This window comes from Ruegeria sp. BG10 (genome assembly GCF_056538575.1).
On the sequence record NZ_JBQFTI010000002.1, the window covers coordinates 275143 to 292787 of the forward strand.

The following is a 17645-nucleotide window of genomic DNA, read 5'->3' on the forward strand; positions in this document are numbered from 1 at the left end:
CGGTCATGTGTGCTGTGATTGAAATTACTGATTGAATTTCACGCGAGAGTGAACCTGAGCGCCAAGCCCAGTGTCAGTCTTTCATCCCGGCAATGCGCATGTGATCCAGGTAGCGCTCCAACGCGCCGGGCGCGGTCCAGGTGTCGATACTTTCGGCGCGCTGCTCGGCAATTGTTGGCTCATGCGCATCGGTGTAAAACACCTTGTATGCGTCCTGCGCCTTTTCGACCTCGCCGAGGCACGCATAGATCGCGGCCAGCATGCGGTGCGCGCCCTTCACGATCTTGTCCATTTGCAGAAAAGCATCAAGCGCGCCTTCACAGTCGCCCTTTTGCCAAAGCGCCCAGCCCATCCGCCAATGGACATTCCGAGAGTGGAAAGGGTCGATACCCTTGGCCCGTTCCAGTCGTTCGATGGCCTCGTCAGTACGGCCAACATTAAGCAACGGAGTTGCGCTGGCCGCCAGATACCGTGACGCGCTGGGATTAAGTGCCACTGCCTTGTCGTAATGCGCCAGGGCTTCTTCATTTTCGCCGCGCGAGCCTCTGAGCAATGCCAACAAGTAGTGTGTGCTTGGATCGTCCGCGGCAATCTCCAGCGCCTTTAGGCCATGCTTCAGCGCTGTATCGAAGGCTTCCTGCCGATCCCAGCCATGCCAGCCGAATTCGCCGGCATGACGATACACGAACACCATACCGAGATGTGCATAATGGCTGTCGGGATCCACTTCGAAGATTTTTCGTACAGTTTCGTAGGCTTTCCAGTTGCTTGCTTCGGAAAAATCATCGACGACGAACTGACGGGCCGTAAGAAACAGATGTTGGGCGGTGACCTTATCCGGGTCGCTCACCGGGCTTGGGCGCATGAGGCGCTCGCCCACGCGGTCGGCAAGCGTACGTACGATTTGGTCCTGCACAACAAACAGATCCCCGATGTTCTGATCGTAGGTGTGCGCCCAAAGATGCTCTCCGGTAGTGGCGTCGATGAGTTGCGCTGTGACCTTCAGCTTGTCACCTGACTTTTGCTGGCTGCCCTCTAGGACGTATTGCACTCCAAGTTCTTCGCCGATCTGATGAATGTCGATGGGTTGGCCGCGATAACGGAAACTGGAATTGCGGGCGATCACGTCATAAAAGCGCGACCGGGCCAGTTCACTGATAATCCCTTCTGCGATCGCGTCAGACAGGTAGCCCTTATCCTCGCCCGCGCTGAAATCGTCGAACGCCAGCACGGCAATGCGGGGAGGATGGTTGCTTTCGCTGCGCCGCGGATCACCGAACGTCAGATAGATTGCGCCGATCAGCGCCAGTGTGACCAGCGACACAAACGCTGCGATGCCACGCCGCCCAGCTAAGAGACCTGTCCAGGGCGCTACACCAGCGTAAGCGGGCTCTTCAACGGTATCGACCCGGGTCGCGTTGAGTTTGTATCCCTTTTTTGGAAAGGTCTGAACCAGCTTGTGATCCTTGTCGTCCAGCGCCCGCCTGATATCGGCGATGCACTGGACCAGGCTGTCATCGGTCACAAAAGTATCGGCCCAAACTTTCTCAATCAGGATGTCTTTCGGGACGATTTCCCCGGCATGCCGTGCCAAAACCGCCAGTACGTCGGCGCTTTGGCTGCGCAAATCAACAGTTTCTCCGGCAGCGTCTTGAATCTCCAGAGTTTCAACAGAGAAGGTGAAATCGCCAAGGTGAACGATTTCAGAAGAATTCGTGCCGATTTCGCCGCCTTTTCGGGACAAATCACGCTCCTCCACGTGTCCTAGTTTAGCGAAACCGGCGCGCTGCTGGCAAGCTCACCAGCCTTCTGGCGGCGCGGGTCAGTCCGGGAAACGAGAGGAGAAACAGGATGAAACTGATTATTTCCGCCGCTCTGATGCTTACAGCTGCCGTCGCCCACTCTGAAAGCCGGATCGACGCGTTATGCGGGCCGGGCCATGTGAATGAGGCTGTTTCGCCGAAGGATATCCAAGCCAACCCCGACGGCTATTATATCCGCAACCTGAAAACGCAAATTCGCCACGGCGATCCACGTATTGTGCAGGCCGTCGGCGATGTGTTTCATCTGTGCACCCGGTCCGCGGCAACGCCGGAGATGGAAAGCACGCTGGTACATCTTTTGATCAACGAACGTAAAGTTAAGTACCTATTTGTGCCGCTCAATCCAGTCCCGACCGATCCGCACAGGTGACCACTGTCGTGGTGCAAAACCGCGGTGAATTGGGAAACCCACGCACTTCAAAATGTGGACATATCTTCGGTCATTTCTAATGGCGGAATTGTCCGCAATGCGGTCGTTGGACTATCAATTATTGACATTCGAATGACGGCTCTGAGAAACGGACTGCCGCTCGCTCAGGTTTCTGGAAGACAGGCATTCCACTCATACGCATGGCTCAAACATGCACCCCTTATCTGATTGTTAGGAATTGGAAAAGTTGGCATCTGACTTTGTTGAGCTTCACCATCCGCGACAGGCAGGGCAGCACAGTGGCTTGTTCCCGTTGCGCTATCCGTAGGGATCACGTGTGACGACGACGCGGCCTGAACATTGTGCGGTACGCTGAGTTTCGTGCGAACGGTCCTTCGATGATCACGGAACCTTCGTGTCCCACAAGCTCAAGGTAACGAGCTGTAACTAAGCCTAGTTAGAAGCTGACTGTCGCACTCCGTAGCCCAGACTCCTGTGGCCGCTCCTCCCCACGCCAATGGACTCGCATTCCGGAGAATCGACCGGTTTCGGATACCACTGCCGACAATATCATGCTCCATTGAGTCAAAACCGCCAGAGTGTCCGCATCGTCTTTTCGTGCGTTAGATCGGCGAACGGCGGCTTCAATTTGGTGTTCTTGTCATTGTTCTGGTTCAGGTGCCGGATCTCCGGCACGCCCATCCCAGCATAGTTCTTATTCCAGCGGTAGAACGTGACGTCGGTGATCCCCATCTTACGGCAGATTTCACCAATCGTTGATCCGGCTTCTGCCTGTTTCAACTCAAAGGCAATCTGCTCGTCGCTAAATTTCTTCTCCGGTATCGCTATACTCCTCCCGTGCCGGAAAATACCCAAAAATTTACTCTCCGTTCTGACCAGTTTCAGGGGTCAAGACCAACCTGATATCGCGCTTGAAGTCGGGTGTCAGGGTCGAGGCATTGGTGATCAAGCGACATACAGGCAAAATATACGCATATTTGACGCGCATACCTCGTGGCGGTATTCTTGCTGCAAATGGAGGCCAGCTAAATGAATGCCCAATCCCGAAAACCGACCAATTTGTCACTCGACAGCGCGTTGCTGTCCGAGGCTAAGGCATTAAAGGTGAATCTGTCCCGGGCGGCGGAAGAGGGAGTTCGTGCGGCGGTGACTGTGGCAAAGGTAAAAAAATGGAGGGCGGAAAACGCCGCTGCTCTCAAGAGTTCCAATGACTTTGTTGAAGAGCATGGGCTGCCACTGGACGGGTTTCGTCAGTTCTGATGCCAAAATACGATGTTTTTACGAATCCAGCCGGCGATGGTTTCCTTCTGGATATCCAGACTGATCTCCTCAGTGATCTGAACACCCGAGTTGTTGTGCCGCTCCTGCCAGTGTCGAAGGCGCCAAAGCCGGCAACGCGTCTCAATCCAATCTTTGAAGTTGACGGCGAACCGGTTGTGATGGTGACCCAGTTTCTTGCGGCGGTTCCATTTGGAATCCTAAAGTCACCAGTGGGTAACCTGGGAAACGAATTTGATCGGATCACAAATGCCACTGACATGCTCTTGCAGGGTTTTTGAAGGAACGAATTTCGCATCCAAAGAGCCCTGTTGACGGCTTACCAGTTAACTCGAGGTGAAACTGTAGAGTATCCTGTCTGACATAGGCGCCGATGGGACAGTTTAGGTCGATTTGACAATAGATGGTTTCTGGCACATCGTGACCGCCAAGGGATGGAGAAGGGAAGGAAACCCGGAACCAAGCAGAGCCACGCGGTCTTCAATTAGTATCCGACTGATCGTTGGAAAAGCTCTTTTCCGTAGTCAAACGTGAAATTGCCGGTACGCAATGTGGCTACATCCGCAAGTCCCAGGATACGACCCGATTTCATGATCGCCAGCCTGTCACACAAGAAACTGACAACCGGCAGATCATGTGTGACAAGAAGGAACGTCAGGTTTTTTTCTTCGTGCAGGGACTTCAGCAAGTTCAGAATCTCTGCCTGAACGCTGACATCCAGGGCGCTGGTGGGTTCGTCCAACAGCAATACCGGAGGATCAAGCATCAGCGCGCGGGCGATGGCAACCCGTTGACGTTGTCCACCGGACAGCTGATGTGGCAGGCGAAAGCGGAAGCGTCGGGGCAATCCCACGGCATCCAGCATGTTCAGCACTTTCTGGTCCCGATCTGGCATTCGGTGAATGGCAAGCGGCTCGCTGAGTGTGTCGTCGACCGTGCGACGCGGGTGCAGGCTGCCATATGGGTCCTGAAACACCATCTGAACCTGTCGCGCCAATGTCAGGCGATCTGCGCCCTTCTGAGGATTTGAACCAATCTGCACACTGCCGCTGGACGGTTTGACCTGCCCGGCAAGCGCTTTGAGGATGGTCGATTTGCCGGACCCGGATTCACCGACAAGCGCAAAGCTCTCACCTGCCGCAACACTGAACGAGACGTCATGCAGAATTGTGGTTTCATCATATTTTACTGCAAGGTTCTGAACCTGAATCATAGCGCGCCTCGGTCCAGAACCGGAAGGCGTGTGCGGTTTTCATCGATCTTGGGCAGGCTGGCCACCAATCCGCGGGTATAGGGGTGCCGGGCCTTGTAGAGTTCGCCGGAACCCAGTTCTTCGACAATTTTGCCTTGAAACATCACCAGTATCCGGTCGCACCAGTGCGCCACCATGTTCAGGTCGTGCGAGATCAGCATCAGGCCCATGCCCCGCCGTTGAACGAGGTCGTCGAGTATCTGCAGCACCTGTCCCCGCACCGAGACATCCAGCGCACTTGTGGGTTCATCCGCGATCATCAGTGCCGGTTCCATCACCACCATCATGGCAATCATTACCCGTTGTCCCATGCCACCGGACACTTCATGCGGATACAGCTTTGCGACGCGTTCGGGGTTTTCGATGCGCACATCTCGCAAGGCGTCCAACATGCGTTGGCGGCGTTCACCCGGGTGGTTGGTACCGTGTACGGCCATGGCCTCTTCGATTTGGTCGCCGATACGAATGACCGGATTCAGGCTGAATTTCGGGTCCTGCAGCACCATGGACATGCGCGCGCCGCGCATCCGGCGCATCTCAGCCTCGGGCAGATTGCGCAGATCAGTCCCATCGAATTCAAGTTGGTCCGCGGACACGCGTCCTGGGGGCGGGATCAGCCCCATGATGGCCCTTCCGGTCATGCTTTTGCCCGAACCGCTTTCTCCGACGATGCCCAGCCGTTCGCGGCCAAGATCAAATGACAGACCCCGCACAACCTCGACCGGGCCGTGGTCCGAGGGGAAGGTAACGCGCAGATTTGCAACCGAAAGCAGGCTCATCCGCGTGACCTTTGTTTTGGGTCCAGCACGTCACGCAGCCCGTCTCCGAACAGGCAAAAACCCAGCGAGACGATCACGATTGCAAAACCCGGCATGGTGGCCACCCACCATTGGTCAAGTATGAACGAGCGCCCGCGCGAAATCATCGCGCCCCATTCCGGCAAGGGAGGTTGCGCGCCCAGGCCAAGGAAGCCCAGTCCGGCGGCCGTCAGGATGATCCCCGCCATGTCGAGTGTGACACGAACGATGGTCGATGACAGGCACAAGGGAACGACGTGAAGCGCGATAACACGCAAAGAAGAGGCGCCTTGCATGCGTACGGCATCAAGGAACTCGGCGTTTCGGAATGTCAGCACCTCGGCACGCGCGATCCGTGCATAGACCGGCCAGGCGGTGATGGCGATGGCAATGACGGCGTTTTCGATCCCCGGACCCAGCGCCGCGACAAAAGCCAGGGCAAGGATCAACCGGGGCAAGGACAGAAAGATATCCGTCAGCCCCATCAGGATGCGATCGATCCAGCCGCCGAAATAGGCGGCGACCGTACCAATCAACAAGCCAAGCGGGGCGGAAATCACCGCCACCAGCAGAACGATCATCAGGGTAATGCGCGCACCGTAAATGACGCGGGACAGGATATCCCGGCCCAGCTCATCGGTGCCCATCCAATGGGTTGCGGATGGTGGTTGCAGGCGGTTCGCCAGATCGCCTTCGATGGGTGAAAAAGGGGCGAGCCACGGTGCCAGCGCCGCTACGATCAACAACATCAGAATGATGAAGAGCCCGACCATGGCCAGCGGGTTGCGGGCCAATGCGCGGGCCAGCCTGTAGGATTGACCCAACCGAGCTTGCATCCGTGTTTCGGGATCGTCGGAAAGCAGATAGTGACGGACGGTCATGACCGCGCCCTCGGGTCGAGCAGGCGATAAAGTGCATCAGATGTCTTGTTGATCCCGACAAAGACCGCACCGATCACCAATGTCGCGCCAAGTACGGCGTTCATGTCGGCATTCAGAAGGGCCGTCGTCAGATAGCTGCCAATGCCCGGCCAACTGAACACGGTTTCAATCATCACCGAGCCTTCCAACAATCCGGCATAGCTCAGCCCGATCACCGTAATCAGTTGAACGCGGATGGGACGGAACGCATGACGCCACAGGACCAGCCGTTCGGGGACGCCTTTGACACGGGCGGTGATGATGTATTCCTGACTCAGTTGTTCAAGCATGAAGCTGCGAGTCATTCGCGCGATATAGGCAAGGGCAAAGAAACCGAGGATTGTCGCTGGCAGGATGATATGATGGATGGCGCTTGCCAGTGCGTCCCAGTTTCCGTCGATGACGCTGTCGACCAGCAATAGCCCGGTGCGTGTCGGCACCGTACCGTCGAGGAAGAAGTCGATCCGGCCCGGGCCGCCAACCCAACGCAGGTTGGCGTAAAAGACCACCAAGCCAACAAGCCCCAGCCAGAATGCAGGGATGGCATAACCCGCCAGACCGATCACGCGGATGACCTGATCCGCCAGCTTTCCCTGCTGGGACGCCGCGAAAACACCCATTGGCACGCCAAGAAGCACGCCGATGATGATGCCGATCGTGGCCATTTCCAATGTTGCCGGGAACACGCGTGCCAGGTCTTCGGCCACCGGGCGGCCTGTGGAAACCGACATACCAAGCTCGCCACGAAGCACTTGAGTCACGTAGTGCATGAATTGCACGGCAAGGGGATCATCCAGACCCAAATCCAGTCGCGTCGCCTCGTATGTTTCTGCGCTGGCCCTGTCGCCGACAATAGCAACCACCGGATCAATCGGAACCACCCGCCCGATCACAAAGGTAATCGCGAGCAGGCCGAGAAAGGTCACGACCAGCGTCATAAGGAACTGGAAGACGGGGATTGATCGGGTCAAGTTCGGCTCCGTTTCACCCATAATATCAAGATTTTTTGACTGATCAAAATTTTTTTACTAATATCAAAAATTGTTGCAGGAGAGTTCATGTCCCAACCCATGCCCAAATTAGATTCTGCGCGCCCGCCTGCATTTGGTGGTCGCATCAGGGATTTGCGCCGCAAGGCTAACATGACGCTGCAGACACTTGCGGATCAGGCCGGCATCTCGGTGGGCTTTCTAAGTCAGGTTGAGCGGGACAAGGCGACACCGAGTCTTGGAACACTGGCCAATCTTGCGGCGACTTTAGGAGTGAATGTGGATACCTTCATCTCCACGCCTAAACCTGCCGACAGTGTAACCCGGCAAGGTGAACGCCCCCGGTTCGCGCTGGCGGATTCGTCGTTGTCTTACGAACATATTTCGACGGTTTTGCCCGGCGGAACCTTGTCATCGCTGATAATCCACATCCCTGCAGGATATGCGTCAGAGGTCACCGCTCATGTCGGCGAAGAGCTTATTATCGTGTTGGAAGGAACCGTGCGCCAGACGCTGGACGAAACGCATTTCGTTTTGCACCCGGGCGACAGTCTGCACTTTATGGGCGATACCCCGCATGCCTTTGAGAACGTAGGCGATGGGCCGGCCAAACTCTTGTGGACCGGCACCTCGCCCAGATTGCTTGGCCCCAAGCCGGGCGCACAAAACAATCACGACATCAACAGGAGAGACCAATGAAACACGTCCCTGACATTGCCAGATCGCTGGCGGTGAGCATTGTTGCCCTTTCGACCGCTCCGGTATTGGCGGAAACACCTGCCAATGCGCTGGTGATCGCGCAGAATATCGACGACATCGTGACCATTGATCCCGCGTCGGCTTATGAGTTTACCTCGGGCGAATACGTAACGAATACTTATGACCAGCTGGTCCAGTATGACGCCGAAGACACCACTGTTCTGGCACCGGGTTTGGCGGAAAGCTGGGAGATTGATGCGGATGCCAAGACCGTAACGTTCCAGCTGCGCGATGGCGTAGAATTCACATCGGGCAATCCTTTGCGTGGTGAAGACGTGGTCGGAAGCTGGAAGCGTGTTCTGGTTCTGCAAAAGGCGCCGGCCTTCATTCTGGAAAACCTGGGTTGGTCCGCTGAAAATCTCGAAGAGATGGTCACGGTGGACGGGAACACTGTCACGGTTCGTTGGGACGGTGATTTCGCGCCGTCTTTCGTGCTGAATGTTCTCGCCTCACGTCCGGCAGCTATCGTGGATTTTGAAACCGCGATGGCAAATGAGGTTGATGGCGATATGGGCCACGCCTGGATGAACCAGAACAGTGCCGGAACCGGAGCCTTTACGCTTGCCCGATACGCGCCGGGCGAAGTTCTGATGCTTGAGGCAAATCCGAATTACTGGAACGGCGCGCCCAAGACCGAGCGGGTGATGATCCGCCATGCGCCCGAAGCGGCAACCCAGCGGCTGTTGCTGGAATCCGGTGATGTGGATATGGCCAAGAACCTGACCCCCGATCAGGTGGCCGGTCTTGAAGGTAATGCCGATATCAAGGTTGAAACCTATCCGCAGACCGCGGTGCACTGGTTCAGCTTCAACCAGAAACACGAACCGCTGACCAACCCTGCGCTGTGGGAGGCCTCGCGCTATCTGGTGGATTACAATGGTATGGCCGACAGTTTCCTTAAAGGTCAGATGGAGGTGCATCAGGCGTTTTGGCCCGAAGGTTTCCCCGGCTCTCTGACCGACACTCCGTTCAGCTATGACCCGGACAAGGCCAAAGCGATCCTTGAGGAAGCGGGCGTCGAACTGCCCCTGACCATCGAGCTTGACGTGATCAACGCCGCGCCGTTTACCGATATGGCGGCCAGTTTGCAGCAGACTTTCGCGCCAGCCGGGATCAACTTTGAGATCCTGCCGGGTACAGGTGCGCAAGTGATCACAAAGTACCGCGCACGCACCCACGAAGGGATGCTGCTGTATTGGGGCCCGGATTTCATGGACCCCCATTCGAACGCCAAGGCCTTTGCCTATAACGCCGACAACTCGGACGACAAATACGCATCGACAACAACCTGGCGTAACGCATGGATGCCGCCTGCCGAGATCAACGACAAGACCAAGGCGGCCCTGGCAGAACAGGACGCGGACAAGCGCAACCAGATGTACATCGAACTGCAGAAATCAATGCAGGACGAAGCCCCATTCGTAATCATGTTCCAGGCGGTCAAGCAGGTTGCGATGGCGGACAATGTCGAGGGTTTCGTGAACGGTGCAAACGCGGATTACGTCTATTACCGCCTTGTCGAAAAAAACTGATGGACCAACCGGGAGCGGTTTTCGCTCCCGGCATTCTAATTGAAAGCGTTTCATGACACCCGATGAAGTATTTGCCGCGTTGCATCGTGCGGCTGACGCCGCATGCGGTGCGCGTCTGTTCACGGTCACCATTTTGGACAGAAAGGCTAAGCTTGCCCGTCGTGCCTATTCCTCGCACCCGTTGGACTATCCCGTCACGGGGACCAAGCCGATGGGCAGCAATGACTGGACCGAAATGGTACTTGAGCGCGGCGAAACGTTTGTCGCCAACAAAACCGCCGATTTCGCGCCCTATTTTTCGGACCACCAACTTATCAATGAGCTGGGGTGCGAAGCAGCTGTGAACATCCCGGTGCGCAAGGAGGGGTTGGTAGTTGGCACCGTAAATATCCTTGATAAAGCAGGGCATTTCACTCAGCAGCGCGTCGCTGTGCTGAAACAACTGGTCACGGGGGCGCAGGCAGATCTGCACGCAGCTTTCGGCGACGCGCGATTGGAGGAAGACCTATGACACGGCTTGAACGTTTGCGGGATCGTATGGTGGCGACCGGGGTTGACCTTGTTGCGCTGTCACCCGGCGCGCATATGCACTGGCTATTGGGCTTTTCACCGCACCCTGACGAGCGTCCGTGCCTCCTTTTGATTGGCCTCGACAAAGCAGGGTTTTTAATGCCTGCGCTGAATGCTCAGGATGCGAGACAACACACCGATTTGCCGTTCTGGGAATGGGGCGACGACGAAGGCCCGGATGCGGCGTTTTCGGATGCGTTACGCACCATAAACGCGCGACCCAAAAGCGTTTCAGTTGATGAGGCCATGCGCGCTGACCATGCGCTTTTGTTGCTGGATGCCATGCCTGACGCCAGGCGCGGCTTTGCCTCGGGCACGATCGGTGCCCTGCGGATGGTAAAAGACGCCGGCGAACTGGCTGCCCTGCAGGAAAACGCAGGCATTGCCGATGCCGCACATGCCGCCATTCGCGAAGCTCTGCGCGATGGCATAACCGAGCGCGAGTTGGTTCAGGTCGCGAAATCCCGGTTCGAAGTGGATGGTGCTCGATTTAATTTCGGGATCGTCGGGGCAGGTGTTCATTCCGCGTTTCCGCATCATCAATCCGGTGACACGCCGGTGCGATTGGGGGATGCTATCCTTGTCGATATCGGTGGTCAAAAGGACGGCTATTTCTCGGACATCACACGCATGGCCTGCATGGGTCACGCACCGGATGGGTATCAGGAAATTCACGACATTGTTGATGCTGCGGTCAAGGCAGCGCTGGCGTCCATCAGACCCGGTGTCGAAGCGGGGATGATAGATAAGGCCGCCCGCGATGTCATTGATGCGGAGGGATATGGCGAATTCTTTACCCACCGCACCGGGCATGGGCTTGGGACCGAAATACACGAACCCCCCTACCTGACCGGCAATAGCAACCTGGTTCTGGAGGAAGGCATGGTCTTTACGGTTGAGCCAAGCATCTACCTGCCGGGCCGGTTTGGCGTCCGGTTGGAGGAAGTCGCTGTCGTCACCGCCGATGGTTGCCGCATCCTGTCGAACCTGCCGCGCGACCTGTTCACGGCATAAGCCATTCTATTCTATGCTGTCGCTCTGCAATAGCTCTGGCTGCTTGCCAATCAATTACAAATAGATTTAGCAGGATCCTCGTTGCGCGAGAGGGTTGCTTTCCTGTGCCACCATCAACTCGTGTCCCAAGTCTGCGGTCGGCTCATTTTTAGCTCTTGCACTCCCTGTTCCGACCGGTTTGTTAATCCCGCGCCCTTTCAAATTCCTGCCGAACTTAATCCTGAACCTGTAGCGAAGATCCGGTACGGCGAGCCATACTGCATAGCCAAAACAGAGGCAAAGCTACTGCGAATAGATGTTGCATAAGCAACAGCCGCGGTTGCACAAGGCGTATTTGATGGACGCAGTGTGCGTTCGAGCCATGCCAGGCTTTGCCGTCGCGTCGAATGTCAGTAACGCAGGTTGTGTTTGCAACAGTTTGAAGGCAGGTCGAAAGTGCGGACTGCGGCGCTGTTCAGCAAAGAATGGTCACAGTTTCCAACTGCGGGCTTACCGAACATCAGGACACCTCGCTGATTGGCGCTGATGGGAAGTCAATTGCGCAAGGGGAGCGTTTGAACATATTCTCAAATGCCGGAAAGCATCAGGTCAACAGAGACGGCGGCCAACAGTATACCCAGAAAATTGGTGCCAATTTGAACCGTCGTTTCGTTTAAATACCGCGCAGCGGCGCCTGCGAAGACCATGGAGATCCAGAATTTCAAAGAGTTCACTACTGCGACGGCCAGTACTGTTAAAAAATGGTTGAGCGAATTTATGCGGATGCTGAAAATGATGTCTGTCGTAAACATTCCGGGGCCGGCAAGAAGCGGGATGGTCAAGGGATAAACACCAATGTTCCTGTTCCTTGAAGCGTTAGAAACCCCAACCGTTGAGACGCGTTTTTCAACTTTGTCTTTTGCAACAAACAGCATCTTAAATGCGAGGTCCAGAATGATCAGGCGCCCGCAATCTTGAATGACGGCACATTGATGCCCAGAAAGAGCAAGAGTTGATCTCCGACGATGACCGTAACGATTAGCGCGCAGAACATTGTTGCTGCGGCAGTAACGGATGTTCGTAGACGCTCCTCACTAGAGAAGTCCTGGGTCATACTGACAAAGACAGGCACTGTGAAGAGAGGATTGACGAACGCAAGAAGAAAATCAAAGAACAAATCTTGGTTGAACATGGAGGCTCAACGTTGCCTTGAGCGATCTCCCGCCTGTGCCTGAAAGTACTTTCTCCATGAATCGAGCGCCAAAAACGCGCTAACTATCAATTTGGTTCAGCCAGATGAGGCTGCTCAGAGCCACCGATGATTGTCGTTGCCGACGATGTGACACCAAAAGAGATTGTTGGCGACGCGCTGATTTCGCTGATCCGTTATTACTTTGGAATTCCGTAACCGGAAATCGCCTTTTCAGTATCGCCACGATCCGGACGCGCGCCTTTTGAGCAATGTGGTGCCGCGCGTATAGCGACAAATAAAGGTCGATGCACGGCATGGCGTGAACACTAAGCTGCCCGGCAATTTGATGCAAACTGTCAGCTTTTGGTATCCACGGACGCTCAGATCCGTGTCAGTTTTGTCCCGTTGCGCAGTTTTTCAGTCGCGGTTTTGTCACACAAACGGGTCGCCTCTGAGGTGACCGCCGCTGCCGCCGCTGCGACACCTGTGCACAGGCATTCCTGGACCGGCTCGCCTCGTGCCGCTGAAATCGTGAAACCGCCAACAAAGCTGTCGCCTGCGCCGACCGCGCTCACAACTTCGACTTCGGGAGGAACGGCGTGCCAAGCCGCATCCCCGGTCACAAGCACCGAACCGTCAGCGCCCCGTGCGACAACTACCTGTTGTGCGACACCACGGGTCACCAGTTCACGCGCAAAAGTGGCGGTGTCGGCAACGGCAGGCAATTCGCGGCATGCAAGCTCCTCGGCTTCCTCGACGTTCATACGAAGCAGATGTATGGCCTCATGCGATGTCCCGGCCAGATGTTTCAGGGCTGGTCCGGATGTGTCCACGATCAACCGCGCATTCCGGCCTTCGACATGGCGCGCCAATATCGACGGAAAGTCCTTTGCGACACCCGGCGGTTGGCTGCCCGACAGCACCACAAGCGACCCGGCACCGGCCGCCCTGTCGACAGCAGCCAGAGCCCGACCGACATCGCTTTCGCCCCAGACCGGACCGGGCATCACGAACCGGAACTGCTCTCCAGTGCTTTCGTCAATGACGGATACAGACCGCCGTGTTTCGCCGGGGCCCTGGATCGCAACGGTTGACCCGCCTTCAAAAGCAAGCAATTCCAGAAGCTGCGCACCCGTTGGGCCGCCGATAGCAATCAGTGCCGTTGCCTCACCGCCCAACATACGAACGGCTCTGGCCACGTTTATACCGCCACCGCCCGGATCAAATTCAGCTTCCGAGCAACGAAGTTTTGGACCTGGCAACACGTGCGGAGCGGTCGTTGCAAAATCGACGGTAGGATTGAGCGTGATCGTCAGAATGGTGGTCATTGCGAGCCTACGCAGGTTTGTTAGCGTTAACGTAACGGGATATTTCTACCGAACAGGCGCAGATGCTTCCACCCCCTTTTAGTTTTCGTGCACTTATAGAATTCCGAGAGTTTCCAATCGTGCCTGCTTTAGTGTGAGGAGATCCGCAATGTTCTGACCCTCGGGGCAGCGCGCCGAAGTGGAAAGGGAACCTTGTTTTCCCGGGCGTATCCTCACGCGGCACAACACTGGCGCACCGGGGATATATGTTAAGCGTTTCACTGTGATACATAGGTCATATGACGGATTTTGATGTCAAAGCGTTTGGTCTGTTTGATGCTGGTTGCCGAAGCGCTGACCTTAAGAAACGCCCTTCGGATACTATGGCCATCCACGCTCTGAGATTCGGAGCGTGCTTTCAGGGTCGTCTGGGCACAGGCTCACGGAGGTAGGAAATTGGAACGCCGTCTCGCCGCAATACTTGCCGCCGACGTAGTTGGCTTTAGCCGCCTCATTCAGAATGACGAAGCTGGCACTCTGGCAAAGGTAAAGGCACATCGGGAAGACTTGTTCGAACCGATCGTATCGGCGCGAAACGGGCGTATTGTGAAGCTGATGGGTGACGGTTTGCTGATTGAATTTGCCAGCGCCGTCGAAGCGGTTCGATGCGCCGTTGAAATGCAGCATTTCGTAGGGCGCGAGAACGAAACAGCTCCGGACGACGCCAGAGTTCGATACCGGATAGGGCTGAATCTGGGGGATATAGTCGTCGATGGCGACGACATACACGGCGACGGCGTCAACATTGCTGCGCGCCTTGAAACCCTGGCCAGGCCCGAGACGATCTGTTTGTCGGCGAGCGTGTTTGAGCAGGTGAAGGATAAACTTGAACTCAATTTCGATGATCTGGGGATGCATAAGGTCAAGAACATTGCTGACCCGATCCATGTGTACAGTTTGGTTCTGGATGAAGACGCGACCTCTATGGTGTCGCCAATTCCCCGAGTTGTAGCAAAACCGGCGCGGCGTTGGATAGCGCTGGCATCTGTTGTCCTGCTCGCGCTGATCCTAGGCGTCGCAGGTTGGTGGAAGACACAGACCTCTGTCACGGGTTCGTCCGAAGTTGGCGGCCAGACTCTGTCTGCGGCCGGTAAGCCAGCCATTGCGGTCATGGCTTTCGACAATTTGAACAATGACCCCAGCAAGGACTACCTCAGCGACGGGTTGAGCGAGAGTATCCTGACTGCCTTGTCCCGGTTCTCGGATTTCTTCGTGGTCGCCCGCAATTCAAGCTTTGCCTACAAGGGCAAGCCGATCGAGGTCGAACAGGTGGCCCGGGAACTGGGGGTTCGCTATCTGGTAGAAGGTGGTGTTCAGATTGCCGGTGACCAGTTGCGTGTAACCTCTCAGCTTATCGATGCGACGACCGGCCAAAACATCTGGGCCGACAGTTATGACCGGAACCTGCAGGACATCTTTTTGGTCCAGGATGAAATCACCAGAACCATCGCGTCGTTGCTTTCAGCGAACATTGACCTGGCCGAATATGACCGGCTAAAGCAGCAACCCACCGACAGCCTTGGGGCCTACGAGCTGCGCAAGAAGGCGCAGGAGGAATGGTTTACCTTCACCAAACAAGGCAACATCCGGGCCGAGGAACTGAGCGCGAAGGCCATTGAACTCGACCCGAATTATGCCGGGGCGTACATCGAAAACGCCTGGGCGCATATCAACGGCTACCGCTGGGGCTGGACCAGCACGTTGACGCGGGACGCGTCGCTGGACCGCGCCTTTCAGATGGCTCGGAAGGCGATTGAGTTGGAGCCCTTCAACTTTAAGGGCCATTGGGTTCTGGCCAATGCCACCACGCAGACGGGCAATCTGGACCGCGCGGCCGCGCTTTATGACAAGGCTATATCACTCAATCCGAACTCGGCGTCGGTTCTGGCGGATTCTATCGACCCGCTGGTGTATGGCGGCAACGCGCCTGGGGCCGTCGAGCGGATGAAACTTGCGATCCGGCTGAACCCCCATCATCAGGACTGGTATTTGTGGAATCTGGGGTGGGCCCAGTATTTCGCGGAAGATTACGCGGCTGCGGTGGCATCCTTTGAAAAAATGAACGAGATCCCGGACGGCGTGAAACGCACTCTTGCGCCCGCCTTGCTGCACGTCGGGCGCGAAGGAGATGCGCAAATCATTATTGGCGAGTTTCTCTCCGCCAACCCGGGGTATTCCATTGAAGAGGCACAGAAAGCGCCGTTTGCCAGCGATGATTATCGGGATCGATGGCTGGAAGATCTGCGTAAACTGGGGGTTCCGGAAACCGGTTGATTTTGCGTTTAGTCCATGCCGAAAGAGGGGAACATTGGTTTCCACAGAATGATGATGCCTCGGGTGCACACGGCCCAAAGCTGTGCGGGGCAACGGAAGACACATAGTTCAACACACGCAATAGCACGCAATCCTATTCCCAGTTCGAGTCGTGTTCGCGCTGAGCTGTCGTCAGCCCGTTCTGAAAGAAAGTGTCGTAGTATTCATTTTCCACACGATGGGTTTGCAGCCAGATGCCGGGGGCGTGGATTGCCTCGCAATGGGCCGGGAACCGGCCATGGGTGTCGTAGATATAGGTGCAGATGTCACGGGCGCATTCAATGATGTCTTGCTCGTATTCTCCGGCCTCCTCCAGATACTTGCTTCCGAAATCGCCTTTGTAGATACGCTCAAACAGCGCCTCGTTCTTATAGATGCCGTCAGGCCCGAACTTGCCGGACACCACCGCATCGACGGCGTCGGACATGGTGGCATAGTAGGGCGGGCATTTGCCCTTGATCAGATGCTCTCCGTGATGGCGCAGGCCGACCGCATGGGCGCGCACATGCTTCATCGCCGCGATCGGCAGAGTATGCCAGCGCAACAAATCCATCAGCCGCCATTTCGGAGTGACATAATCAAAGCTCAGCATGGTGCCGAACCGGTCACTGAACTTCGGATCACCCATCAGAACCGGCGGAGAAATCGCGGCATGAATCCAGCCGCCGAGACCCAACGCCTCGGTCACCAGAAACAGGTTCTGGATCAGCAGGTCGGCTTCGATCTGGGTCCGCATCTGTCCCAGCACGCCCAGCGGGATTTTGATGTCGGGATTCAGAAAACCCTTGTCGATCCACTTTTTCACCCCGGCAGGGCGATAGAAATTGCGGTCATCGACAATGACGGGCCGCGCCTTGTCGGGCTGTGTCAGGATATACATCAAGGCGTTGATGTATTGATAGGACAGGTCGACGACGGGAAAGAAAATCGTCGAACCGGGCGTGTTCGACAAGAACCGGTTCGAGTCCAGATAGGCCGGAAAATCGCGCATCCCTTCCGGCACATCAATGCGACGGTCGAGGATGCGGACCTTCGCCTGTTCGGCGCGGTCGATCAGCACTTCGGGCGTCCAGTTCGCGGTTCCGCCGTCCAGCGGGTCCAGGCGGCGCAGGAAATAGGTGCCGCTGTCGTTGATCATGAAGAAATGGGTGCCCTGTGCGTTGTCAGGGCTGCCCGCGGTCCGTCCCTCCATCACCAGATTTGGCTTGGACATGATCGGGTCGCCGCTTTCGTCATCGAAAAACGGACGGTCGGGCATGGTGATGCCACTGGCCCCGGTCGCGGCGATCAGGATCGCTTCCTGCAGGGGGGACAGCGGCGCGCGATCATTTTGGGAAGTCCAGCTTAACGAGCCGGCAACCACGTTCGACCCGCGGCTGACCCGCTTGGTGCGCCGGTTCCACAATGTCCGTGCAAGCGGTGCGTTCAGGAACGAATCCAACCCGCTTCGGGCCTTGTCATCCGGCATG

General features: G+C 56.4%; 16 protein-coding genes and 2 pseudogenes. 8 read left to right on the plus strand and 10 right to left on the minus strand.

Features of this window, described 5'->3' with window-relative positions; genetic code table 11:
- Positions 1-73: 73 nt before the first annotated feature.
- Positions 74-1759, minus strand: coding sequence for a winged helix-turn-helix domain-containing tetratricopeptide repeat protein (locus ACR0D8_RS12325; RefSeq protein WP_480646799.1), 1686 nt, complete (start codon positions 1757-1759; stop codon positions 74-76).
- A gap of 92 nt (positions 1760-1851) precedes the next feature.
- On the opposite strand from ACR0D8_RS12325, the gene ACR0D8_RS12330 reads away from it, so the two are divergent.
- Positions 1852-2193 (plus strand): hypothetical protein, encoded by a 342-nt coding sequence (locus ACR0D8_RS12330; protein ID WP_480646801.1) that lies wholly within the window; start codon positions 1852-1854, stop codon positions 2191-2193.
- A 331-nt stretch (positions 2194-2524) separates the two neighbouring features.
- Here ACR0D8_RS12330 and ACR0D8_RS12335 read toward each other — a convergent pair.
- Together ACR0D8_RS12335 and ACR0D8_RS12340 are read right to left on the minus strand one after the other, a co-directional pair.
- A pseudogene (locus ACR0D8_RS12335) lies at positions 2525-2635 on the minus strand (hypothetical protein); the annotation flags it as partial.
- A 143-nt stretch (positions 2636-2778) separates the two neighbouring features.
- The gene (locus tag ACR0D8_RS12340; RefSeq protein ID WP_480646802.1) at positions 2779-3069 is read right to left on the minus strand and encodes a transposase; all 291 of its coding nucleotides are present in this window, start codon (positions 3067-3069) and stop codon (positions 2779-2781) included.
- Between the two features lie 174 nt (positions 3070-3243).
- Between ACR0D8_RS12340 and ACR0D8_RS12345 the strand changes: the two genes are divergently transcribed.
- Both ACR0D8_RS12345 and ACR0D8_RS12350 read left to right on the plus strand, forming a co-directional pair.
- Positions 3244-3474, plus strand: coding sequence for a type II toxin-antitoxin system CcdA family antitoxin (locus ACR0D8_RS12345; RefSeq protein WP_480646804.1), 231 nt, complete (start codon positions 3244-3246; stop codon positions 3472-3474).
- Complete coding sequence (locus tag ACR0D8_RS12350; RefSeq protein WP_480646806.1) at positions 3474-3773, plus strand: CcdB family protein; 300 nt, start codon at positions 3474-3476, stop codon at positions 3771-3773. Before ACR0D8_RS12345 ends, ACR0D8_RS12350 begins: the two co-directional genes overlap by 1 nt.
- Before the next feature lie 203 nt (positions 3774-3976).
- On the opposite strand, the gene ACR0D8_RS12355 is transcribed toward ACR0D8_RS12350, so the two are convergent.
- The 4 genes from ACR0D8_RS12355 to ACR0D8_RS12370 are packed head-to-tail and all read right to left on the minus strand — an operon-like array spanning position 3977 to position 7399.
- The gene (locus tag ACR0D8_RS12355; protein WP_480646808.1) at positions 3977-4705 is read right to left on the minus strand and encodes an ABC transporter ATP-binding protein; all 729 of its coding nucleotides are present in this window, start codon (positions 4703-4705) and stop codon (positions 3977-3979) included.
- Positions 4702-5523, minus strand: coding sequence for an ABC transporter ATP-binding protein (locus ACR0D8_RS12360; RefSeq protein WP_480646810.1), 822 nt, complete (start codon positions 5521-5523; stop codon positions 4702-4704). The genes ACR0D8_RS12355 and ACR0D8_RS12360 overlap by 4 nt, the downstream gene beginning before the upstream one ends.
- A complete protein-coding gene (locus ACR0D8_RS12365) occupies positions 5520-6422 on the minus strand; it encodes an ABC transporter permease (protein WP_480646812.1) in 903 nt (300 codons plus the stop codon). Before ACR0D8_RS12365 ends, ACR0D8_RS12360 begins: the two co-directional genes overlap by 4 nt.
- The gene (locus ACR0D8_RS12370; RefSeq protein ID WP_480647116.1) at positions 6419-7399 is read right to left on the minus strand and encodes an ABC transporter permease; all 981 of its coding nucleotides are present in this window, start codon (positions 7397-7399) and stop codon (positions 6419-6421) included. Before ACR0D8_RS12370 ends, ACR0D8_RS12365 begins: the two co-directional genes overlap by 4 nt.
- 204 nt (positions 7400-7603) lie before the next feature.
- Here ACR0D8_RS12370 and ACR0D8_RS12375 point away from each other — a divergent pair, with 204 nt between their 5' ends.
- The 4 genes from ACR0D8_RS12375 to ACR0D8_RS12390 are packed head-to-tail and all read left to right on the plus strand — an operon-like array spanning position 7604 to position 11325.
- Positions 7604-8149 (plus strand): helix-turn-helix domain-containing protein, encoded by a 546-nt coding sequence (locus ACR0D8_RS12375; protein ID WP_480646813.1) that lies wholly within the window; start codon positions 7604-7606, stop codon positions 8147-8149.
- A complete protein-coding gene (locus ACR0D8_RS12380; RefSeq protein WP_480646815.1) occupies positions 8146-9741 on the plus strand; it encodes an ABC transporter substrate-binding protein in 1596 nt (531 codons plus the stop codon). The genes ACR0D8_RS12375 and ACR0D8_RS12380 overlap by 4 nt, the downstream gene beginning before the upstream one ends.
- 52 nt (positions 9742-9793) lie before the next feature.
- The gene (locus ACR0D8_RS12385) at positions 9794-10252 is read left to right on the plus strand and encodes a GAF domain-containing protein (protein ID WP_480646817.1); all 459 of its coding nucleotides are present in this window, start codon (positions 9794-9796) and stop codon (positions 10250-10252) included.
- Positions 10249-11325: a M24 family metallopeptidase gene (locus ACR0D8_RS12390; RefSeq protein ID WP_480646819.1), complete on the plus strand. Its 1077-nt coding sequence runs from the start codon at positions 10249-10251 to the stop codon at positions 11323-11325. The genes ACR0D8_RS12385 and ACR0D8_RS12390 overlap by 4 nt, the downstream gene beginning before the upstream one ends.
- Before the next feature lie 566 nt (positions 11326-11891).
- Here the strand turns inward: ACR0D8_RS12390 and ACR0D8_RS12395 are convergent.
- Positions 11892-12496, minus strand: a pseudogene (locus tag ACR0D8_RS12395) (MarC family protein).
- Positions 12497-12876: 380 nt separating this feature from the next.
- The gene (locus ACR0D8_RS12400) at positions 12877-13824 is read right to left on the minus strand and encodes a 1-phosphofructokinase family hexose kinase (protein ID WP_480646821.1); all 948 of its coding nucleotides are present in this window, start codon (positions 13822-13824) and stop codon (positions 12877-12879) included.
- A 435-nt stretch (positions 13825-14259) separates the two neighbouring features.
- On the opposite strand from ACR0D8_RS12400, the gene ACR0D8_RS12405 reads away from it, so the two are divergent.
- Entirely contained in the window at positions 14260-16137 is a 1878-nt protein-coding gene (locus ACR0D8_RS12405) for an adenylate/guanylate cyclase domain-containing protein (protein ID WP_480646823.1), read from the plus strand.
- 133 nt (positions 16138-16270) lie between these two features.
- Here the strand turns inward: ACR0D8_RS12405 and ACR0D8_RS12410 are convergent, their stop codons facing one another.
- The gene (locus tag ACR0D8_RS12410; RefSeq protein ID WP_480646825.1) at positions 16271-17644 is read right to left on the minus strand and encodes a hypothetical protein; all 1374 of its coding nucleotides are present in this window, start codon (positions 17642-17644) and stop codon (positions 16271-16273) included.
- Position 17645: the final 1 nt, after the last annotated feature.